A 23,229-nucleotide genomic window follows, 5' to 3' on the forward strand; every position below is an offset into this window, starting at 1 on the left:
ACAGGGGAAATGCATGGAGCGAACTGAAATTCTAGCCGACTTGGGTATCAACGATACCCAAGTAAAGAGTGCTGAGCTAAAGGTCACCAGTCCGGCCGACGGCTCCAATCTCGGCCAATTAAGAATCACCTCGCTGACAGAAATTGATACAGCCATTGCGGCCGCAAAACAAGCCTTCTCTGAGAGAAAAATAACACCCGTCCTCAAACGCAGCGAATTGATTCGAATCTTTGGTAATGGCGGCCGTGAATCTGGATTCGGATGCGTGGAAAAGCTACATGCGCCACATCACCAACACCATAAACTATTCGAGCGAGCTTCCTTTGGCTCAAGACATTAAGTTCGAGACCGACTAGATGAACCTACTGAGAAACGACATTAGCAGTAATCAGGCTTTACAAAAGCGGCACTCTCAAGCCGTACCGCTAGCCATTGCGTGCAAATCCGATAGGTATATTGCTCGTGCACAGGGCTCCCAGGTTTGGGATGTCGAGGGCAACCGATATATCGACTTTACCTCTGGCATCAGTGTACTTAACCTCGGCCACCGGCACCCCAGTGTGCTTTGCGCAATCGAACAGCAGTTGGGCGAATATATGCACACCTGCTTCCAGGCCTCACCCTATGAAAAATATATTGAGCTAGCCGAGCGCCTCAACCAACTTGCACCTGGTGAGATGCAAAAGAAAACGGCGCTTTTTTCCACGGGTGCCGAAGCCATGGAAAATGCAGTAAAAATTGCACGCTATACCACTGGAAGGTCAGGAGTTATTACCTTTTCCGGAAGCTTTCATGGACGCACTTTACTAACGTTAACGATGACCGGCAAAGCAAAACCCTATAAAACGGGATTTGGACCACTTGCCCCCGCCGTCTATCACACTCCCTTCCCTAACGCCTACCATGGCATCAGTGACCAGCAGGCGTTAGATATGCTCGAAAACCTGCTCAAGGTTTCGATAAGCCCCGATGAGATTGCTGCTATTGTTGTTGAACCCGTACAAGGTGAAGGCGGCTTTAATATTGCCTCAGAATTCTTCATGCAAGCTCTGCGTAAACTCTGTGACCAATATGGCATCCTCTTAATTGCCGATGAAATTCAGACCGCTTTTGGACGTACCGGTACGATGTTCGCTTCGCAACATACCGGCCTTGTACCGGATTTGATTTGCACCGCAAAAAGTCTTGGTGGAGGCCTACCTATTGCTGCGGTCACGGGGACAGCACAGTTCATGGACCAAGTACCAGTTGGTGGGCTTGGTACCACTTTCGGTGGCAACCCCGTCGCATGCAGCGCGGCTTTAGCCGTATTGGATACACTGGAACAGGATAGCTTGCTGCAACGCGCCAACGACATTGGAGAGCGAATACAGAACCGCCTAGAGCAAATTCAAGCACGGGACAATGTCGGCTCGATCGGTGAAATCAGGGGCATCGGTGCAATGATCGCTATTGAATTTGTGTTTAACAAAGATCCTCAGCGGCCAAATCCCGAACTGGTGCGCAATCTCATGACGCACGCCCGCAATCAAGGCCTGTTGTTGCTTAGCGCAGGCAAGGATGCGCAAGTAGTTCGTTTACTGCCCGCGCTGACGATAGATTGGGATGTGCTAGATGAAGGCTTAGATATTCTCGACGAATGCATTTCTCATTTGCTCAGTTCACAAGGTAATCATTCAAAATGAGTGCCACACTGCGTCTCAATCGGGCATAAGCTTTGAGAGCCGATTTACCAATCACCAGATTCCGCTGAGAAAATTTCCTTTGGTGAACCAAACGTTCAGGGTGACGGCCAAGACCTCTGTATTATTTCCTACGCAAGGGCTACTACATGAGCTTATAGGCATCACGGGAAAGCACGGTATAAAATGTAGCGTTGTCGATTTACGCTGGTAGCTTTCAAGATATCAATAGAGGACATTCGAGATTATTGTCGGCAAATCCTAATACCTGCATCCTATCCGTAGTAGAGGAAAATCCCTTGTAACCGACGACTAGTACAAATACTTCAAACTCGCCCCATTTTCTCATTCTCAACCTTCATCGTTATCCAATTTAAAGTAACTCCATCACAGCGCTAAAAATTAAACGTCTTGCGGCTCCTATCGTGATCGTTACTGTTTTTACATAAGAACAGTATGTTTATAAAAATGCTGTTTAATGCCCGAATGTAAACAATGTATAGTTACATATTCTCACCTTCAACTCAGAGGAAAGTAGGATGAAAACGAAAGCCGCCGTTGCCTTTCAAGCAGGCAAACCTTTGGAGATAGTAGAAGTTGACCTAGAAGGTCCAAAAGCCGGTGAGGTTTTAGTGGAAATCAAAGCCACTGGAGTTTGCCACACAGACGCTTTTACGCTGTCGGGCGATGACCCGGAGGGGGCTTTCCCCGCCATCCTGGGTCACGAGGGTGCCGGCATCGTACGTGAAATCGGCCCAGGCGTTAAATCAGTAAAACCTGGCGACCATGTCATCCCACTTTACACCCCTGAATGCCGTGAGTGTAAGTTTTGCCTGCATCCAAAAACCAATCTCTGTCAGTCGATTCGCTCCACCCAAGGACAAGGCTTAATGCCCGATGGCAGCAGTCGATTTTCATTGGATGGCAAGCCCATACTACACTATATGGGCTGCTCAACTTTCTCTAATTACACCGTGTTACCCGAAATAGCCGTGGCCAAAATCCGCGAAGATGCCCCTTTCGATAAAGCCTGTTACATCGGCTGTGGCGTGACGACCGGTGTCGGTGCTGTCGTTTTTGACGCCAAAGTCGAACCAGGTTCCAATGTTGTCGTTTTTGGTTTGGGTGGTATCGGCCTGAATGTGATTCAGGGTGCCCAGCTTGCGGGTGCGAATAAAATTATAGGTATCGATATGAACGAATCGAAAACCACCTTAGCCAAACAGTTTGGCATGACCCATTTCATCAATCCCAAAAGCGTCGAAAATATTGTTGATGCTATCGTCCAGCTCACTGATGGCGGAGCCGACTACAGTTTTGAGTGTATCGGCAATGTCAATACTATGCGCCAAGCCCTGGAATGCTGCCATAAAGGCTGGGGGGAATCGTACATCATCGGCGTGGCGGGTGCAGGACAGGAAATTTCAACACGCCCGTTTCAATTGGTCACAGGTAGAGTGTGGCGCGGCACCGCTTTTGGCGGCGCGCGTGGTCGCACTGATGTACCGAAAATTGTCGATTGGTATATGGACAAAAAAATTAATATCGACGACCTGATTACCCATACTATGCCCCTAGAGGAAATTAATACCGCCTTTGAGTTGATGCATGCCGGTAAAAGTATTCGTTCGGTAGTACTCTACTAACCGACAGCGGCTCATCATCGCAACACGCGAAATTCATATGGACAGAGATCATGGAAAAAGTTAGTGAGTATAAATGTTTTGGCGGCAGACAATTACGCTATCTGCACTCTTCTTCTAGCCTGAACTGCAAGATACATTTCTCAATCTACCTTCCTCCCCAGGCCGAGAAGACGCCTGTGCCTGTACTTTACTGGCTTTCCGGGCTCACCTGCACGGACGAAAACTTTGTCACCAAAGCCGGCGCTCAACGCTATGCGGCAGAAGCGGGTCTGGCCATTGTCTCGCCCGATACTAGTCCACGAGGAAAAGAGGTACCGGATGACCCGGCTGAAGAATATGATTTCGGCTACGGCGCTGGATTTTATTTAAACGCAACAGCCCAGCCCTGGGACAAACATTATCAGATGTATGATTATGTGGTTGAGGAATTGCCCCAGCTTATCAACACCCGCTTTTCAATAGACCAAAGCCGCACGGCTATATCGGGGCATTCCATGGGTGGTCACGGTGCACTTACCATTGCATTAAAGAATCCCAAGCGTTACCAATCGGTTTCCGCTTTCGCGCCAATTTGCGCCCCCATGCACTGTCCCTGGGGACAAAAAGCGTTCCGTCATTATCTGGGCGAAGATCGAGACACCTGGAAAAGTTACGATACCACGGAACTGGTGCAGATCACCGATGAAAGGTTACCTGTCTTAGTAGATCAGGGCGATGCCGATAATTTTTTAAATGAGCAGTTGCAGACTGACCGGCTTATCACCGCCAGCGCCACCGCTAACTATCCAATGGCCATTCGCATGCAGCCTGGATACGACCACAGCTACTTTTTTATCGCCTCCTTTATTGGCGAACATATTGCATTCCACCAAGGACACCTCGGTTAAGACCGCACTCAGCTTGGCTCTTTGTACGGGTTGATCGACCGAATCATAATAAATCGGTTAGGGTTCAGCCGTATTTTTTTAGTTTATTGCCTTAAGAGAAAATCAAATTTCCTTTCGCTATCAATTACCACCACTGCTAATAGTTGCGATTTCCCCTGGCTGTCGAACAGATGCAAAATCCTATAATGAGTCGGCTAACCACACCGCCTATTTATTTTTCAATGTAAAACGCTGGCCACCGTTTTTTTACCTTGTCACCGCTTGCCGCCCAAGTTACGCAACTATCAATGACACGAGGTTTATCACCATTTGGTTTATCTTGGTTGTACGCCTCCACTTCCCGGTACATAGTCTGATATGCGGTGGTGCCGATGGGCCCCAACATTTCGATCAGATGGGTGCAACCCAAAACCCCGCCTACACGTTCTCGCACCTGCTGTAACCAGCCTGACGCAATACGTAACCCTATTAGCTTTTTCATGCCATCAGTCACTGTCGTGCAGGCAGCTGCGGGAACTTGGTCCGAGGAGGCTGCTATATCGTGAATACGAAATTCAATATCTAAAGTCACTCGTAGACTCATGTTATGAACCGGCTCGCCAGCCTCTATGCGGCCACGGTATTCATTATCCACGCCATAGGTACGCACATCTTGCAGCTTGGCTTCAATATCCCATAGACCATCGCTACGATGAAATCCTTGGCAGATAATCGTTCTAGTATGAATGAGTTCCCGTTCATAGGGGTCAGGCAGTGGCATGCAGAAAGCCTCCAAACCAAAATTGGGTAGTATACCCTACTCACTATTTTAGAGCAGATGACATTAGCCTCAGCGACCTACCCTCCTTTATGCTGAGTATCTTTGCGCGAGAAAGGTATAATATCGAGCCTTCAATTTCCGGATCCTAGCTATGTCACCACGGCCTTCCCAACTCAAAGTAATGCTCGCAGGCGTGATGAGCCTGATCCTTACCCTGGGTATTGCCCGTTTCTCTTACACTCCGCTACTGCCGATCATGCAAGCGCAAACCGGTTTAGGGGATGCCGGTGGCGGCTGGCTGGCGACCTTTAACTATCTCGGATATATGTGTGGTGCACTGATCGCAGCATCGGTAAGCGATCTGAAGATCAAAGATTCACTCTATCGCATTGGCCTCGTTCTTGCCTTGGTTACCACTGTCGGCATGGCCTTAAGCGAAAACATGTGGCTCTGGGGCATCATGCGTTTCTTCGCTGGATTGAGTAGTGCCGCAGGCTTGCTTATCGGCTCAGGCTTAATTTTAAACTGGCTGATTCGACACAACCATAGAATGGAGCTAGGCATTCATTTCAGTGGTATTGGATTCGGCATTGTATTGAGCGCAGTCGCGGTAGATCTGATGGCGACACACTTTAGCTGGGATCAGCAATGGCTGATCCTAACGGCTATTGGCTTGTTTTTAATCATTCCCGCCTGGCGCTGGCTGCCGCCACTGGACAATAACCCTTTCACCACCAGCGGCGTGAGATTGGAGGATAAACCACCACAGCGCAATTGGTTGATACTGTTGTTTGCCAGCTACTTTTGTGCAGGTTTTGGCTATGTAATTAGCGCCACTTTCCTGGTGGTGATTGTAGAGTCAGAACCAGCACTGCATGGCTATGGCGAACTTGTCTGGCTGACGGTTGGCCTGGCGGCCACACCCGCCTGCTTTCTATGGGATCGTATCGCTCGGCTAACTGGTGAACTAAAGGCGCTGTTATTAGCCTTTGCGTTGCAGATAGTAGGTATAATCTTACCGGTGTTCGACGCCAGTTTGGCGGTCGTAATACTGAGCGCTGCGCTCTATGGCGCAACTTTTATCGGTATCGTCAGCCTGATGCTAACCATGATGGGAAAATTTTATCCAACCAAACCGGCTAAACCTATGGGTAAACTAACGCTGAGTTACGGCGTTGCCCAAATTGCCGCCCCCGCTTTGGCTGGCACCTTGGCCGAGACATCGGGCAACTACAACCAATCGCTCTATCTGGCAGCGGGGATCATGGGTATTGGCATGTTACTTTTATTAATTCTTATCCTTCATGGTCAACAAAACCTTGCGCAATTAACCAAGCAAAGCCTGAACAGATCATGATTTATTCAAAGATCCCTAACAGTCCAGGCGATCGGTAGCGTTTTCACACCACGTTGGAAATTGGAGCGTAAAAAGATGGGATCCGCCAGCTGCTGGATATTCTCCAAGCGCGCAAAAACCTCTTGAAAAATCGCCACCATCTGCACCCGAGCCAGTTGCGCACCCAAACAAAAATGTGGCCCGTAACCGAAGGTAAGGTGCGGATTAGGTTGTCGCTGAATGTCGAACACATCGGGGTGCTCAAACACCCGTTCATCACGGTTTGCAGAAGTGAATGAGACGACGACTTTATCCCCTTGACGAATTTTTGCTCCGGCAAGTTCTGTATCGCAGGTCGCGGTGCGACGAAACAGCATCACCGGAGTCCACCACCTCAGCATTTCTTCAACCGCCGAAGGGATAAGCGCAGGGTTTCTTTGACACAGCGCCATCGCTTGTGGATTTTGCAACAACGCAATCATGCCACCCGGAATACCGTTACGTAAGGTCTCATTACCCGCGACGGCAAACAACCAGAATAAATTTTCAAATTCTTCGATAGAGACACAACCACCCTCGTCGTCAACTTGCTTAAGCAACAGCGACATAATGTCATCCTGCGGCGACTCTCGTTTTTGTCGCGCCAACAAATGTGCGTAATGATACAAATCCGGCATACCATCCCTTGTTCTGGGATCAGGCATACGTCCATTGGTATCGGGTTTAGGCCTGAGCGAAACGGCCTGACGGGCAATATCACTGCCGCGGCGATCATCAAACTTACTCGAAACCGCATATTCTGGATCCTGATATCCGATTACTCGATTCGCCCAGTCAAACATCAGGTAGCGATCCTGTGATGGCATACCGAGAATATCCGCCAGACTGAGCAGCGGCATATCGGCGGCAATATCGGTGGCAAAATCACATTTACCGTCTGGAAAGTCACGAATCACTCGCTCGATGATATGCCGGGCATGCAATTTAATAGCTTCTTCTAGCCGACGGATGGCTCGCGGTGTAAAGGAGTCGACCAGCAAACGGCGCAGGCGCGTATGCTCAGGGGGGTCTTTATTCAACATCATCTGCCGAACATAGGCCAGATCCTGTTCTGACGGAGGATTACGTAACTGGGTACCGCCGAGCCAGGAAGAAAAAATCTTTGGGGTTTTCAAAACCTGCGAGACTTCCGCATGTCGTGTAACGAACCAAAAACCTTCGCCGCCAGGCCAACTATCCGTCGCGACCTCATCTATCCAGTGGACGGCCTGTTGCTGACGCAGCTGTTGCAGAATATCAAACGGCACACCTGTCTGGTAAACCTGAGGATCGTATATCTGTTGTAGATCAATAGCTGATAATGACACCTGCTTTCCCCTCATCGAAGATTACTCAACACCCGTGTTTCAAAAACGGCTACTTATAACTCGGCCATAGTATAGGGCAGAATATGGGGCAGAATAATCAGGGTTACCAATGAATCCCGTGCTTGCACTAAGACGTATAAAACAAGGCTGTTCCACCCCACTATCTGCAAGCGGTGAAATCAACACCACAAGGCTATGTTACAGCCCCATATCGCGGGCGTTATGGGGCACTTCCATAAAATGAGAATTAGGATGTAGCGTTATCATCATTAAAGACCTTTTCTCGCCAATCAGTTCCCAATTTTTCTTCTATGTAATCACGCATAAACTGCCTTATTTTCTGGGACGGCGTCACGTCTTCCATAGCACAAAGTTTTTCGAATGCTGCTTTTTTATTTGGGTCAACCAGAAAGGTTAGTCTAGCAGTACGTTTTTCCATTATATTGGCTCGATATTCAGTTGTTTGATAACGCTAATATTTGGAGAATTCTATTAACATTCTATTATAATAAATCTGAGGTTTCTAGTATTCTTTCCGTCTCGATGTTTCCAGGTTAACTCCTATAGCGTTGGCGGCGTGCCTCGTTATAGTTTAGATGTGCGGTCCAGCCTGCACCAATGCCTCGCCTGCAGCAATATCGGTAAACTGAGAGAAGTTTTTAATAAACATCTTCGCTAAACTTGTAGCCTTGGCATCCCATTCTGATGCATCCCGGTATGTATTTCTTGGATCCAAGATAGTGCTGTTTACCTGGCTCAATGTCTCCGGGATTGCCAGATTAAAGTAGGGGATCAAAAATGTATCCCTGGAATCCAATTCACCATCCAGAATGGCATCAATAATGGCTCGAGTATCCTTAATTGAAATTCTCTGACCAGTACCGTTCCAGCCGGTATTGACAAGATAGGCCGTGGCATTAGCTTCTTGCATACGTCGATTTAACACTTCAGCATATTGTGTAGGGTGAAGACTTAAAAATGCAGCGCCAAAACAGGCAGAAAAAGTCGGCGTTGGTTCCGTAATGCCACGCTCCGTACCCGCCAATTTAGCCGTGAATCCCGATAAAAAGTAATACTCAGCTTGCTGTGGTGTCAGTATGGAAACTGGGGGAAGAACGCCAAAGGCATCTGCGGTCAGAAAAATAACCTTTTGGGCATGCCCTGCTTTTGAGACCGGTTTAACAATATTGTTAATGTGGTAGATGGGGTAAGAAACCCGTGTATTTTCTGTCTTTGATGCATCATTAAAATCAACATTACCATTTTTATCGATAACTACATTTTCAAGTAATGCGTCCCTCCTAATAGCCTTGTAAATATCCGGCTCATGCTCTCGGCTTAAGTTGATTGTCTTAGCGTAACAACCCCCTTCAAAATTGAAGACACCACTTTTATCCCAGCCATGCTCGTCATCCCCTATTAGTTGGCGCTTAGAATCAGTAGACAGTGTCGTTTTCCCAGTTCCTGAAAGCCCAAAAAAAATGGCCACATCACCTTCTTTACCAACATTGGCCGAGCAATGCATCGAAGCAATACCTTTTTGTGGCAACAAGTAGTTCATGACAGAAAACAACCCCTTCTTCATTTCACCGCCATACCAGGTACCGCCGATCAACTGCACTTTTTCCGTCATGTTAAAAGCCACAAAGTTTTCAGAATGAAGGTCTTGTGATTTCCAATCTGGGTTAGTCGCTTTTGAAGCGTTAAGCACCATGAAGTCAGGCTCAAAAGTTTCCAATTCTGCGTCAGAAGGTCTAATAAACATATTTTTGACAAAATGGGATTGCCAGGCAACCTCTGTGACAAAACGTACACTAAGCCGGGTGTCTGGGTCAGCACCACAATACAGATCATTCACAAAAAGACGCTTCCCGCTTAACTGCTGCGCTACGATGTTCTTAAGGTGATGCCAAGTTGCTTGGTTAATGGGTTTGTTGTCGTTTTTTCCTTGATCACTCCACCAGACTGTATCTTTTGTTATGTCATCCTTCACAATGTATTTGTCTTTGGGTGAGCGTCCGGTAAAGACACCGGTATCGACCGCTACCGCACCTAGTGTTGTCAGCTTTCCTATATCGAAGCCCGTTCTCTCAGAATTGGTTTCTTCTTTAAACAGAGTTTCGTAAGTCGGGTTATAGAGCACATCGGCTGGTTTAGAAATCCCATAACTCGCTAAATTGGATAGCAAACGTTCTGAACTCATGCAGTGACTCCTTGTTGGTCGAATAAGAATAATACAATATGTGTTAATATTGTTAACATATTATTATATTTAAGTTAACATTTGAAGCTCCTACTTAAGAGAGGTCAACAATGTCCCATAGAGCGCATCTTTTTTCCTTGCGTGTTGGTCACGCCTTTCGAGATTCATGTCTGGGCAAAGATCGTTACAACCTGACATTTTTGACGAGAGACATACTGGCCGGGATTACGGTCGGAATCATAGCGATTCCACTGGCTATGGCCCTGGCCATTGCCAGTGGAGTTGCGCCACAGTACGGGCTGTATACTGCGATTATTGGGGGCTTTGTCATTGCCTTAACAGGCGGAAGCCGTTATAGCATATCCGGCCCAACAGCCGCATTTGTCGTCATCCTTTATCCAATAGCACAGCGACATGGGCTTGCCGGTTTACTGCTAGCCACTTTTTTAGCAGGCTTAATTCTCATTGCTATGGCTTACGCTCGCGTCGGTCGTTTCATTGAATATATTCCGGAATCGGTAACACTTGGATTCACGGGCGGTATCGCTGTTGTTATCGCCACCTTACAAGTAAAAGATTTTCTCGGTCTCTCCGTTCAGGAAATGCCAGAACACTATGTCGACAAGGTCTGGCTGCTCGCAAGCTCAGTCAGCGAGTTTGACAGCCCGAGTCTTTTTGTTGCTCTGGCAACATTGGTTATCATGCTTTCCTGGTCTAAGCTAAAAACCTCAATCCCTCCCCATTTGGCTGGCGTAATATGCGCCAGCCTATTAGGCGTAATTCTCGTAAACTTAGGCTATGACGTAGAAACTATCGGCTCTCGATTTTCCTACCTTTTGCCGGACGGATCGCAGGGTATGGGTATACCGCCTTATCTACCAGATTTTGCCTGGCCATGGCAACGGCCAGGCCCTGCTGGACAACCGTTGCAATTAAACTGGGATTTATTTGTTAATTTGCTCCCTTCTGCTTTTGCTATTGCAATGTTGGGCGCTATCGAATCTTTGCTCTGTGCTGTGGTGTTGGACGGAATGACCGGAAAACGCCATAGTGCAAATAGTGAACTACTTGGGCAGGGCTTAGGTAATATCATTGCGCCTTTCTTTGGCGGGATTACCGCAACAGCGGCTATCGCACGCTCCGCCGTAAATGTGAAAGTCGGCGCACAGTCGCCTGTCGCGGCAATGATCCATTCTCTGGTCGTTCTCGTTGGCTTGGTTTTGCTTGCGCCATCGTTAGCCTATTTGCCAATGCCAGCAATGGCCGCATTATTGATGGTCGTCGCCTGGAATATGAGTGAAGCGCCAAAATCGCTGCATCTTATCAGGCATTCACCCGTCCGTGATATTTTCGTTTTCGTCACCTGCTTAACACTGACGGTATTTTTTGACATGGTGATCGCCATCACGGTGGGTGTTTTGTTAGCCTGCATTCTATTTGTCAATGAAATAGCCGCCATGACGAAGGTGACTGACATTACTGACAACAATAAACTGGTCGATGTAAAAATCCCTGAAAACTGGGCGGTACTCAAAATTAACGGCCCGCTCTTTTTTGCCGCTGCAGATCGGATATTTGGCGAAATTCCTTCACGAATGACAACTCTCGACGGAGTAATTCTCTACATGGATGGGGTCACAATACTTGATGCTGGCGGAGTTGCCGCAATGAATAAGCTGGTGGCTTATTGTGCAAAAGAAGGCAAACAAATATTTTTTGCCGACCTGCAATTTCAACCACTAAAAACTCTTGCACGAGCCAATATAAAACCTCTTAGCGGAGTTACCTCATTTTTTCCTACATTGAATGAAGCCATCCATTCCTTTAATTGATCGGTAACATTACGATGAAAATATCAGAAGCAAAGCGCAAATTAAACCTGAATTATTTTGATTTCGTGGAAATCAGAAAAACCCCAGGCAAGTTAAATGAATACTTTGTATCGCTATATAGTCATGATGGAAAATCATTCTTCCTTTCCAGGGAAGACGATTCTGTTTTATCCTCAAATAAAATAGATGAAATTATTTCTGTGTTACAGGAAATCGGTTTCAAAAAAGCGAAGATATATTTTTAAGGAGGCTTCAACATCAGCACTTGCATGCAGGTTGGTACCAGTGGTTATAGTGCCCCCGGAATTAAACGATTCCAGCTTCTCAAAACTGAAACTTCGATAATCAGTCAAAGCCTAACATTTAGTAATGAGAGGTGGTGTTTCTAGGAATTATCAGGTAAAAATTCAATCAGTATGAATCCGTTTATTTGATTAGTTTTCAAGCATCACCATCGATCAGCACCAACCAACAATAAATCAGGATTATTTATGTTGTCAGCCTATCCTTCCCAAGTAATGATTAAAAATTCGCATTTACTCATTGAAACTGCGATAACAATTTTTCATTTTTTAACTGCTTAACGCCCTAAAAATGTCCCGGGGTTTAGTGACCGATGGTTCAACAACAAAGCCATCACGAAGATGGGTTGTTACCTTTTTGTTGCTGATGATACTGGTCGGTCTGAATTTACGACCTGCGCTTACATCTCTGGCACCAGTGTTATCAAGAATTCAGCAAGACCTTGGTCTTTCAGTCAGCGCCATTGGCGCCCTCACTACCCTACCGGTTCTCTGTCTCGGAATCTTTGCACCCCTGGCGCCATGGTTATCACGACGCTTAGGCATAGAACGCAGCCTTTCCCTTGCATTGCTCGTGCTGGCTATAGCGCAGACGGTTCGCGCAAGCCACTCTATCTGGCTATTATTTCTCGGCACTCTAATGGCGGGGGCCGCTATCGGTGTCTGCGGTGCGCTGCTTCCAGGCTTGGTTAAACGGGAGCTCCCCCTGGGAGCAGATCTTATGACCGGTGTGTATACCATGGCTTTATGTCTTGGTGGTATGTTGGGCGCCGGTCTTAGCATCCCATTAGCACAATGGTTAGGCGGCTGGGATTATAGTCTGGCCAGTTGGTCAATACTGGCGCTAGCGGCATTACTAGCTTGGCGTCTGTTGATGCCGCATCCTTGGCCGGAGCATCGTCCCAAACCGATGGGCATCGTTAAAACAACAAAGCTCTGGACTAACGTGCTAGCTTGGCAGGTAACGCTGCTGATGGGCACCCAGTCTTCCGTGGCATACATCGTCTTCGGCTGGTTGCCCACGCTATTACATTATCGTGGTATCAGTGAGGTGGAAGCCGGTTTACTGTTGGCTACAACAATGCTGGCCCAGTTATTCTCGGCACTCGCTGCTCCCTGGCTTGCCAGGCTCGGGCAGGATCAGCGTCCGGCACTCTTGTTGCTGCTCACTTTTACCGGGACCGGTCTGCTACTTTTATTGCTCGGGCCACTGTCTTTAAAGTGGGCGAGCGTGGTTATTCTCGGCCTTGGCCAAGGAGGCAGCTTTAGCCTTAACCTAGCCCTAATTGTGCTGCGCAGCGGTAACTCTACCCTAGCTGGCCAGCTTTCAGGCATGGTACAGGGGGTGGGTTATAGCTTAGCAGCCCTCGGTCCGCTTTGCGTTGGCGTACTGTTAGAACTTGATACAAGTTTGGCTGATATCAGTCTCCTGCTAACCACCATCATTCTGGCAGCAGTTATCCTGGCACTACTGGCAGGTCGCCGTTTGTGTATAGAAACAGATAGCCAGGGTAGGCTTATCACCAGAGACGATCGAAATGCTTAAATCCGTTCTATTCTTCATGTTCTTAACCACATTTTGAGCGCCAAATAAACAGCCAATAACCGCTAACATTCAATAATATTGACCGGCACTTCAATCACATTAATCGCCAAGCCACCACGCGCTGTTTCTTTATATTTGTCCTGCATATCCCGACCAGTTTCGCGCATGGTTTTGATCACTTTATCCAGTGACACGAAATGACAGCCGTCACCGCGCAATGCCATACGTGCTGAACTAATAGCCTTGACTGAAGCCATCGCATTGCGTTCGATACAGGGCACCTGAACCAATCCACCAATGGGATCGCAGGTTAAGCCCAAATTATGCTCCATCGCGATTTCTGCCGCATTTTCGACCTGTTCCGGCGTACCTCCTAAAACCTCAGTCAGTGCACCAGCAGCCATCGAGCAGGCGGCACCCACTTCACCCTGACAACCAACTTCTGCCCCACTGATCGAGGCATTTTCCTTATAGAGGATACCGATCGCTGCCGCAGTTAACAGAAACCGCATGACTCCTTCTTGATTCGCTCCCGGAACGAAGCGAGTGTAATAGTGCAATACCGCAGGAATAATACCTGCTGCTCCGTTGGTTGGTGCAGTAACCACCCGGCCACCCGCCGCATTTTCTTCATTGACGGCCAATGCATACAGAGTCACCCAATCTATGACAGTCAGCGGATCCGACAAAGACGCTTCCGGGTAGCTTAGCAATTGACGGTATAAATTCGGCGCCCGGCGTTTGACTTGTAGCCCACCGGGCAAGATGCCATCATTCTGGTAACCCCTTTGCACAGATTCCTGCATTACCTGCCATAACTGCAGTAATTTCAATTTAATCTCCGCTTCCGTATGCCAGGCTTTTTCATTTTGCCACATGAGTTCACTCACACTCAGAGTCTGTGCTTTACAGAGTTCCAATAGTCTGGCCCCTGTCTTGAACGGGTAAGCAACCTGAGTGCGATCCTCAATGATTCTATTTTCGCCCGCCGCGTCCTCGTTGAGGACGAACCCTCCTCCAACCGAATAATAGGTTTTGGCTGTAATTAACTGATTACTGGAATCAAAGGCGCTGAAAATCATCCCGTTGGGGTGAAATGGCAGGCTGGCAAGCTTATGCAATACCAGATCCTGTTTTTCATTAAAGACTATCTCATGACAACCTAACAGCTTTAGTCGGCCGCCATCTTTAATCGCCGCAATGCGTGCAGACATAGAAGGAATATCCACATCTTCCGGCGTTTCACCTTCCAGCCCCAATAAAATAGCTTTAGGCGAACCATGCCCTCTGCCGGTTGCACCCAGCGAACCATAGAGTTCAACTTTGACACAGGCCACCTGATCAAGAACCAGCACCTCTGCAAGTTCATGCACAAATGTATAGGCCGCCCGCATAGGCCCTACAGTATGAGAACTGGAGGGGCCAATACCGATTTTAAAAAGATCGAAAACGCTAATGGTCATGAATGTCATCCGCTATCTAACCGATAGAAAATTTAATTATCAAGGCTTTGGCAATAGTCTCTAGCAAACCAGAAAATCCCGGCATAACCTCAGCACCTTTTCACAAGCCTGACCGGCCAACTCAGGGTTATCCATCTCATCCAATAGATCGCACATCCAACTCGCCAGATGTGAATTTTCCACCTCCTTCAATAGCACTATATTTTTCCCGGAACAATTCTGGCTTGACACTATCCGTAAGGTGGCAGGTATGGCGAGACTTAAATCCAAAAATTTATCGCCTTACCAAATACCAGGATCAAAATATGTCAGTTGATCGGCTTGATAAGCCGACTGCCGAAACATAAAGCCCTCTATTCTTTATTTAGTTTCGACAACCTCTATTCGCTTTGAACATAAGTACCAAAACAACCTAAGAACAATGATAATAGATCCTTTATAAATATTTGTTAAATTAATAGTGGAAATATTTATATTTATATTATTAATAACAAATCATAGGTGTAAGCATATTATCTACCCCAAGTTTATCGGATATGCCTCTAAGGATTGGTGATAAAATTTATAAGGTTGGAGATTTAACTGCGGCGTTTTAAAAACTAGGCGCAGTAATGTACAAGGCTATTGGATTAATCCCAAAAATTACTCATCGCCCCTAGTTTTATCGGGGTGATAGGACGGCAAACTTAGTCCCCAAATTATCGCGAGACTTCTTAAAATAAAAGCGATTAGAAATCCCCCAATAGCCGCAGTGTCTTCATTGGCACCCATCCAATGAAGCAGTAAATATACCGTGGCGCCTGAGACTGCCGCCGTAACATAAATCTCACGTGTGCCTAAAACTAAATCATAGCCACAAAGCACATCCCGCATAATACCGCCAAAACTTGCGGTAATGACTCCCATACAAATACAAATAAGCGGAGAAACACCTTGTTGTACCGCGATCTGTGTTCCAATGACACAAAACAGTGATAGACCAAGAGCATCCATCCAAATTAATGCTTTAGCTCTTGACGCTATGATCGGGACAAGAAAGTAGGTAAGACCTGAGAGCAACAAGCAAAGGCCAACGTAAGTAGCGTCTTCGACCCAGTAGACAGGAAATCTACCAAGCAGCAAATCTCTGGCAGTACCGCCACCAAGCCCGGTTAATGTGCCAATCAGCATAAAACCCAGAATATCCATATTCTTGCGTGCAGCATCTAATGCCCCGGAAATAGCAAAAACGGCAATACCAAACAGCCCAAGCCAATTGACAACTGAGCTTAAATCCAATAATCCAAACATTAAGATTAACTATTTAACCAAAGGTCGGCTCAATATATCGAGGATTGAATATAATAACTAGCCTTGCCGCAATTTCTCACCGATAGAAAATCCATCGGCTTTTAGAACGAAATTTCAGTACGTCAATCTCATGCCACAAACTAACTGGTTTTAATTAGCAGAATCGTCTAAGGACTCAAAGTGATGGCGTATTTAGAAAGAACAGGTTGCTTGTCAGCACATAAAAAAAGCCCCGGAGTTTTATCCGGGGCTTAAGGTTTCACAAGGGAGGGTAAACTGGGTACTACATCATTCGTAAAAAGTAGACCCACTCAAAATCATATAGTTCAGAAAAATTTAATGGGGCAACCGTTAGTGGTTACTATTGCTTGAATAACTTTGAAATAGTAGGCCGTGCTGAATTCGAGCCAGAGGCCTATCGGCTAAAAGCCATCCAAAATAAAGACAATTTATTGTTATTATTAACTTTTTAGTGGGGTTGCCCATTGCGATTATCACCATAAAGCACGACAAAGCATAACTCTGTCCGGCAAATCAGTGGCTCTCGGGATATTAATCTATCAACAGGAAGCCTTCGGCAGCACTTTATCCATCGACCCTTTAAGCACCGTTATCATTAACTCGATATCCTGTTCACCTATAATAAAAGGTGCACCGATACAAAGAATATCCCGGTATTCACCGGTACCTCCCGGATAGAACATCACGCCCTCGGATAGAGCATGCTCAATCAGTCTGTCGGTTACCCGGCACTCCAAGTCGAAGCATTCCAGTGTAGATTTATCCTTAACAAATTCCAGGGCAATCATCAGTCCATCACCTCGTACCTCAGCCACATGAGGGTGATCGGAAAATTGATCCGTCAGGCGCTGTTTTAATTGAGCGCCAATATTTTTGGCCCGCTCCAATAACGATTCGCGCCTCAGGATTTGCAATACCGTGGTAGCCGCGGCGCAGGCCATCGGCTGAGCGGAGTGGGTGAAGTACATGGGTGTAAATCCTTCATTACTCAGCGTAGAGGCAATCTCATCGGTACCAAACACGCCATTGATGGCGGCGTAGCCACTAGATAAGCCCTTACCTACCGCACTGTTCAGCGTGATGCGGAACACGAAGTTTACGCTTTATTTCTTTTTTATCACGGGTCATAGTGTTGGTTCTCCAAAAGGATTAGTACAACACGAACGGTCCTATAAGGTAGGACATATCCACAATACACGAGAGCCTTTACTGGACACCGAAAATTATCAAGCAATTCAATACGATCTAGTCAACAGGAGGGACACTTACATGTTAGCGCCAACAACCTAAGAAAATGGGACAATCGAGCATACAATTCAACAGCGCAAGTAATAGGGCTCTTCGTCCGCCGTATGGTTATCCCCGCTACAGGGCAATTCACAGTGGCAACTGTTTAATCTTGCCGATGATGCCACTTATACCAAAGTTTAAGGAGAGAGGCTTGTTAACTTGAAGGCATCTCCGCTGCACGGGCATAAGGCTTTAAGCCAACAGCAAAAATAAGTGCGGAAAGAGGGGCTGCTATGCCGCAAACTAGAGCGAGCGAGGCCCCAACAAGATTCACATCGCGGAACAGATAATCCGTTGCGACAGCCGTTAGCGCAGGGCCGCACCCTGTTGCCACCAGGTTCAATACCAGCATAAATAAAGCCGATACTTGAGCGCGTAGTCGGTTAGGCGTGATTAATTGCAAACCGGTTGGCGCCGCACCGATACCACAACTGACAAAGAACATCAAAGGCCCGAGCATAGACAGCGATAATCCCCAGGTTGGCATAATGGTGGCACCGATGGCGAATGGTGTGGCACCGATAGCAGCAACCAGTCCGGTACGAAGCGGCGCATCGGCGTAGCCACTGCCCCGAAACCAATCGGTCAGCCAACCACCCGCGATCATGCCTGAAGCACCGAAGGTTAATGCCAGGCAGCCTAACGCCAAACCTGCTTGGCCGGGACTGAATTCAAAGGTACGGATAAAGTAGGTTGGCGCCCAGGCGATAACTGCCTGAACCGGCATGCCGATAAAGGCAAATCCGAACATATGCGTTAGCAGAGCCGCTTTTTTGTTACTGGTCCAACGAAATAGCGGCTTGAACCCAGCACCGGAAGCGGATACCTGACTATCGCCACGCCGCGTCGGTTCTTTTACCGTCAGCATAAGCAGCGCCACCAAAATACCCGGCAAGCCCACGGCAATAAAAGCAAGTTGCCAGGAAGCAATATTGCCTAGCAGAGGGACGGATACGTGCGGCACCTTGCTAAAAAATTGTACAACACCACCACCGACGATAAAAGCCAGCCCTGCGCCCAAATAAATACCCGACGAATAGACGCCAAGAGGCCGCCCCAGACGGTTCGGCGGAAAATAATCAGCTATCATCGAGTAAGCCGGAGGCGATAAGGCCGCTTCACCGACGCCGACGCCAACCCGGGCCAGAAAGAGTTGCCAGAAGTTGCGCGCGAAGCCGCAAGCGGCTGTCATCAAACTCCAAATCAAAATACCCACAGAGATAATCAAATTGCGTCTTTTACGATCGGCCAACCAGGCAATGGGTAAGCCCATCAACGTATAAAAGATCGCAAAGGCAAAACCGTGCAGAATACCAATCTGCGTATCGGACAGTCCCAGATCAGCCTTTATCGGCTGTACCAGCAACGCCAAAATAGTTCGATCGATGAAAGAAAATATATACGCCAGGGTTAATACAAACACCGCGTACCAGCCGAGCCGCGGCGCTGGCCACGGCTCGGCATCGGATTTCACTCTTAGTCTACTCACGGAAAGAGATAACGGTTATCTGATAACATCAGAAATTGTATTTTACCGAAAGAGTCCACTGTGTACCCCTGTCGAATACGCCTTCGATATACGATGCGCCGGTATCAAAGGCAGAATTACCCGCAATCAGATATTCTTCATCAGTCAGATTTCGCCCGGCAAGCACTACGTCCCAGCTCTCATCCACACTTTGAAAGGCGATTGCCAGATTAATCAGTTCATAGGAATCAGCCTTTAATTGTGGGGTATTGATCGTGTCGTTATAGACCTCACTCTTATAGACCCAATCGATGCGCGGCGTTAATGTGCCCCAACCCTTTATCTCGGTGGTGTAGGCAATACCCGCGCTCGCCGACCACTCGGGTGTTTGCGCTAACGTAAAATCTTTTCGAATGGGACTTTTCGCCAGCACTTCCTGTGACAGTTTAGTGTATTCCGCATCAATATAGCCTACGCTGAATTGTAGGAGCCAAGAGTCGGTCGGCACAAAACTGGTTTCGATTTCAAAGCCAGAGATTTCCGCTTCTCCCCCATTAAAAGTAATAGGCGCAAAACCTTCCCTGATAATCAGGTGCAGATCCTCATAATCAGTAAAAAATACCGCCGTATTGAGCCGTAGCCGGTTGTCTAGCCATGAGGATTTCATGCCTGCTTCCCAGGTTGTCGCCTGTTCCGGATCAAACGAGGAGACCGCCGGGAAAATTTGATTGTAGCGTTGATCAAACCCGCCGCTCTTGAAACCTTCCGAGTAGGAAACGTAAATCATCACATCGTCGTTCAGGTCATAGGCGATATTCAGCATAGGGGTCCAGTCATCAAACGTTAATTCAACTTCGCCTGCCGGCACCAAACGATCCCCCGGCACCAGCCTACCGTCGGCTGGGTTAAAATAAGTGGTGTCCGCGGGGATAAAAGAGTAGGGGTCGAAGCGTTTGGTTTCATCTGTATAACGCAATCCAGCAGTGATGTGTAAACGATCGGTCACATCCCAAGTAACTTGACCAAATGTCGCGAAGTTGTCATTGTCCGTCGTGCCTCCGCTGAGGAAGTTACCGATAAAGGAGGGGAAGAACACCGGGTTGGGGTTGTCCGCCTGCTCTTCGAAGTAATAGAGCCCTAACAACCATTTCACGGAATCGTTCATTGTCACGCCGCTGAATTGCAGCTCCTGACTGAACTGGTCATGCTCAAACTGATCTTCGCGGTGAAAAATGACCCAGGGACTTTGGTCACCAGCAGAAACGATATCAGCATCGATATCGCGGTATGACGTGATCGATTTCACACTCAACCAATCGTTCACCTCCCAGGTTGCAGACAGCGAAACACCCCAGTGATCCAAATCCGATTTTGTGTTCAGCGTTTCGCCGTTTCGATGACGGCCGAGAAAAGCGGTGTTGTTGGCACAGTTGGGGTCGTTACCGGTGTCGCGGCCAGGGCCGGGAGGCGCCGGCGGCGGCCGCAAAAAGCAACCGGGAATATCGAACGCATTAGCAATATGCGCAAAAGTCTGTTGGTCGTTAATTCCCAACGAAACCATAGGTACGCCGTTTTCACGCTCTTGTGTATAGTCGCCAGTAAAATAGAATTCGAGTGTGTCGGAGGGATTCCACTGCAACGCCATCCGGCCGGCCCACACATCATCCTCGCCCAAATCACTGCCGCCGTAAACGCGTTTGACGTAGCCGTCCCGGTTACGGCTGGTCAGGCTGAATTTGCTCAACAGATTTTCAGTTAGAGGCAAGTTAAGATTGGCGGTGACATTACTCATCTGATCACTGCCGACCTCAATTTCAACATTACCGCTAAGCTCGCTGGCTGGTTTCATGGTATAGAGCAGGACGGCGCCGCCAATGGTATTACGGCCGAACAGTGTGCCCTGCGGCCCTTTTAATACCTCAATACGTTCCAGTTCGAGAAAATCCAGCGAACCGCCGATTGAACGGGATAGGTATACGCCATCGATGTACAGCCCGACGCCGGGGTCTGTCACCGCGGAAAAGTCTGTTTGTCCGATACCACGGATAAAGATCATCGAGGAGGAACCTGTTCCGGATGAAGGTGCGAAGGCATCGAAAGTCAGGTTGGGGGTAATATCAGCCAATTGATCCGAGGAGCTTATCTGGCGAATCCGCATTTCGTCTGCGCTGAATGCCGACACCGCCAGCGGTGCGTCCTGTAGACTTTCTTCCCGTTTACGCGCGGTAACCACTACCTCTTCCAACTGGAATCCTTTGCTGTGAGGTTCTTCGGCGGCATTGGTTGACAAAATTACCGGCGTCATTAAAAGCGTGTTGGTTAAGGCCTTAATAACAAGATTCAACGGTTTTCTTTTGTTCGTTAGCATAGAGCTATACTCCCCTGTGATAATTTTTATAAATGCAATTAATTGGAATCGTCCTTGTAAGGAATCCATTCAGGATGTTTTTTTGAAAACTCTGAATAAGTCAGCATATTGCGCTGCCGCTCATCAAGATAGTGTTCAGAAATACCGTATTCCGACCATTTGGCGCACACCTGTTGCTCTACATCGGACGGCATAACGGCAACCGGCGCAAAGCGTTCGCCTTGCCACATCGGATTTGGATCAAACTTCCAACTTCGTGTGGCATCGAACAACACGCGCGTCCAGCAGGCAGCGCCATATTTTTTTGGATTTTGGTATTCCTGTGCGACGGAAGGATCCAGTGGAGATCCGGGCGTTGGGCCGTAAGTGACCAGCTGTCCATCGCCTGCATCCATACGAAATGTCATCGCCCATTCAAGTGCTTCGCGGTCGCGTATGTCAATATCTTCTTCGACGACGGTGACATTTTTATAAAAGAAAGTTGAGCTGCTATTACCCCACAGAGCGGCGGCCACCTGCTGTGCATGTCCATGGTAGCGCTTATTTATCTGCACGACGGCAGTCGTGCCGGTCACCACCGGCGGAAGCCAGAAATCAGTGATGCCGCCAATCCCTTGGCGTTCAACCACTTGCCAGGCGGCGGCAGACCATAAGTAGGCGCAAATTGCCGAATCTTCGCTGGGAAACCCTGGTCGTGCGCCCTCTTGAGCGCCACGGAAAATGGGGTTATTGCGATGGCTGATACAGGATACCTTGAGTACCGGCTTGGGCGAAGGTTTGCCGCCAGCGTAACCGGGATATTCGGCGAAGGGTCCTTCCATTTCGAAACTGTCCGGATTCGGCGATATAAATCCTTCAATGACGATTTCCGCATTGGCCGGTATTAACAGATCGTTGGTCTCACATTTTACTAAAGGCATCGGTTGTCCCAACACAGCGCCCATCATGTCATATTCACAGATATCTTTGGCAAAGGGCGTTGCTGCGCACAAGGGTACGATGTCGTGCGCGCCGAAAACGATTGCCACCGGCATGGGGGCCATACTGTCTTTATGCTTTGCAAAATGCGAACCCCAATGCTGACTTGGTACTATCAGCTTGCCGATCCGATCCTTGCCTAGCAGCATGCCGCGGTAGATTCCAATGTTAAATTGGCCCACTTGCGGATCTTTCGTCACTACCGCGCCAAAAGTGTCAATATAGCGGCCACCATCCAGCCTGCTCCAAATAGGTATCGGTAATTTTTCCAGATCGATCGCTTTGCCTTTAACAATATTCTCTTTCACCGGCCCGGTTTCAAGAATAACTGGCTTAACCGGATTTTCGAACCGCTGCCGCAGCTCCTTAACGACTTCCTTATCGCCGGACTCCTCCGCCATACCCAGCATGAGCCGGATTTGTCGACCGTTACTAGCGCTGCAGGTAACCATCTTATTACAGAAGCTGTCGCGGTAGTCTTTGATATTTTCAAATAAAAGTCCCGGTCCTTTCTGGGCAAGATTGACGCGCGTGATGGCGCTTAACTCCAGATTCCAGTCCACCTCGACCGTAACGCGTTTCAGTTCGTCATGTTCCTCGAGCAATTGCAGCCATTCCCGAAAATCGCTGGTTGCGTGCGGGTTCCAATGGGTATCAACAATTTTCTTTCTCATAGTAAAAACAGCATTTTATTAAATTCAGCATATTATCCTGTCGCTAGTTCCTCCGCGTCTATCGCGATAACGAAAAGGTCTATCGAAAACGCGCACCTCTCGGCGATAAGGAAAAA

18 protein-coding genes are annotated in these 23,229 nt (G+C 47.9%); 8 read left to right on the forward strand and 10 right to left on the reverse strand.

All coding sequences use genetic code 11. The features are described 5' to 3' along the window. Window positions 1-13: 13 nt before the first annotated feature. The 4 genes from H6995_09805 (at window position 14) to fghA (ending at window position 4,215) form a co-directional block, all read left to right on the forward strand. The gene (locus H6995_09805) at window positions 14-340 is read left to right on the forward strand and encodes an aldehyde dehydrogenase family protein (protein ID MCP5215289.1); all 327 of its coding nucleotides are present in this window, start codon (window positions 14-16) and stop codon (window positions 338-340) included. Between the two features lie 16 nt (window positions 341-356). After that, entirely contained in the window at window positions 357-1,685 is a 1,329-nt protein-coding gene (gene gabT / locus H6995_09810; GenBank protein ID MCP5215290.1) for a 4-aminobutyrate--2-oxoglutarate transaminase, read from the forward strand. 536 nt (window positions 1,686-2,221) lie between these two features. Then, window positions 2,222-3,328: an S-(hydroxymethyl)glutathione dehydrogenase/class III alcohol dehydrogenase gene (locus H6995_09815; GenBank protein ID MCP5215291.1), complete on the forward strand. Its 1,107-nt coding sequence runs from the start codon at window positions 2,222-2,224 to the stop codon at window positions 3,326-3,328. 50 nt (window positions 3,329-3,378) lie between these two features. Beyond that, window positions 3,379-4,215 carry an S-formylglutathione hydrolase gene (gene fghA, locus H6995_09820; protein MCP5215292.1) on the forward strand — a complete coding sequence of 279 codons (837 nt, stop codon included), beginning with the start codon at window positions 3,379-3,381 and terminating at the stop codon, window positions 4,213-4,215. 211 nt (window positions 4,216-4,426) lie between these two features. Here the strand turns inward: fghA and H6995_09825 are convergent, their stop codons facing one another. After that, entirely contained in the window at window positions 4,427-4,975 is a 549-nt protein-coding gene (locus H6995_09825) for a DUF2889 domain-containing protein (GenBank protein ID MCP5215293.1), read from the reverse strand. 151 nt (window positions 4,976-5,126) lie between these two features. On the opposite strand from H6995_09825, the gene H6995_09830 reads away from it, so the two are divergent. Then, window positions 5,127-6,332, forward strand: coding sequence for a YbfB/YjiJ family MFS transporter (locus H6995_09830; protein MCP5215294.1), 1,206 nt, complete (start codon window positions 5,127-5,129; stop codon window positions 6,330-6,332). A gap of 5 nt (window positions 6,333-6,337) precedes the next feature. Here the strand turns inward: H6995_09830 and H6995_09835 are convergent, their stop codons facing one another. The 3 genes from H6995_09835 to pckA all read right to left on the reverse strand — a co-directional run bounded on the left by H6995_09835 (window position 6,338) and on the right by pckA (window position 9,881). Continuing rightward, window positions 6,338-7,693, reverse strand: coding sequence for a cytochrome P450 (locus H6995_09835; GenBank protein MCP5215295.1), 1,356 nt, complete (start codon window positions 7,691-7,693; stop codon window positions 6,338-6,340). 232 nt (window positions 7,694-7,925) lie between these two features. Further along, window positions 7,926-8,117: a CopG family transcriptional regulator gene (locus H6995_09840; GenBank protein ID MCP5215296.1), complete on the reverse strand. Its 192-nt coding sequence runs from the start codon at window positions 8,115-8,117 to the stop codon at window positions 7,926-7,928. A 153-nt stretch (window positions 8,118-8,270) separates the two neighbouring features. Beyond that, entirely contained in the window at window positions 8,271-9,881 is a 1,611-nt protein-coding gene (gene pckA, locus H6995_09845; protein MCP5215297.1) for a phosphoenolpyruvate carboxykinase (ATP), read from the reverse strand. Window positions 9,882-9,991: 110 nt separating this feature from the next. Here pckA and dauA point away from each other — a divergent pair, with 110 nt between their 5' ends. From dauA to H6995_09860, 3 genes are all read left to right on the forward strand, one after another. Next, window positions 9,992-11,713 (forward strand): C4-dicarboxylic acid transporter DauA, encoded by a 1,722-nt coding sequence (dauA, locus tag H6995_09850; GenBank protein MCP5215298.1) that lies wholly within the window; start codon window positions 9,992-9,994, stop codon window positions 11,711-11,713. A 14-nt stretch (window positions 11,714-11,727) separates the two neighbouring features. Continuing rightward, window positions 11,728-11,958, forward strand: coding sequence for a hypothetical protein (locus H6995_09855; GenBank protein ID MCP5215299.1), 231 nt, complete (start codon window positions 11,728-11,730; stop codon window positions 11,956-11,958). A 424-nt stretch (window positions 11,959-12,382) separates the two neighbouring features. Next, complete coding sequence (locus tag H6995_09860; protein MCP5215300.1) at window positions 12,383-13,561, forward strand: MFS transporter; 1,179 nt, start codon at window positions 12,383-12,385, stop codon at window positions 13,559-13,561. Between the two features lie 62 nt (window positions 13,562-13,623). On the opposite strand, the gene H6995_09865 is transcribed toward H6995_09860, so the two are convergent. The 6 genes from H6995_09865 to H6995_09890 all read right to left on the reverse strand — a co-directional run bounded on the left by H6995_09865 (window position 13,624) and on the right by H6995_09890 (window position 23,113). Then, window positions 13,624-15,024, reverse strand: coding sequence for an L-serine ammonia-lyase (locus tag H6995_09865; GenBank protein ID MCP5215301.1), 1,401 nt, complete (start codon window positions 15,022-15,024; stop codon window positions 13,624-13,626). Window positions 15,025-15,666: 642 nt separating this feature from the next. Next, entirely contained in the window at window positions 15,667-16,314 is a 648-nt protein-coding gene (locus tag H6995_09870) for a trimeric intracellular cation channel family protein (protein MCP5215302.1), read from the reverse strand. Between the two features lie 560 nt (window positions 16,315-16,874). Beyond that, window positions 16,875-17,426, reverse strand: coding sequence for an aspartate aminotransferase family protein (locus H6995_09875; GenBank protein ID MCP5215303.1), 552 nt, complete (start codon window positions 17,424-17,426; stop codon window positions 16,875-16,877). Window positions 17,427-17,779: 353 nt separating this feature from the next. Next, entirely contained in the window at window positions 17,780-19,099 is a 1,320-nt protein-coding gene (locus tag H6995_09880; protein ID MCP5215304.1) for an MFS transporter, read from the reverse strand. 43 nt (window positions 19,100-19,142) lie between these two features. Beyond that, a complete protein-coding gene (locus tag H6995_09885) occupies window positions 19,143-21,461 on the reverse strand; it encodes a TonB-dependent receptor (protein MCP5215305.1) in 2,319 nt (772 codons plus the stop codon). A gap of 38 nt (window positions 21,462-21,499) precedes the next feature. Then, entirely contained in the window at window positions 21,500-23,113 is a 1,614-nt protein-coding gene (locus H6995_09890; GenBank protein ID MCP5215306.1) for a UbiD family decarboxylase, read from the reverse strand. Window positions 23,114-23,229 lie beyond the last annotated feature (116 nt).

This window comes from Pseudomonadales bacterium (assembly GCA_024234615.1).
Classification (GTDB): domain Bacteria; phylum Pseudomonadota; class Gammaproteobacteria; order Pseudomonadales; family IMCC2047; genus JAJFKB01.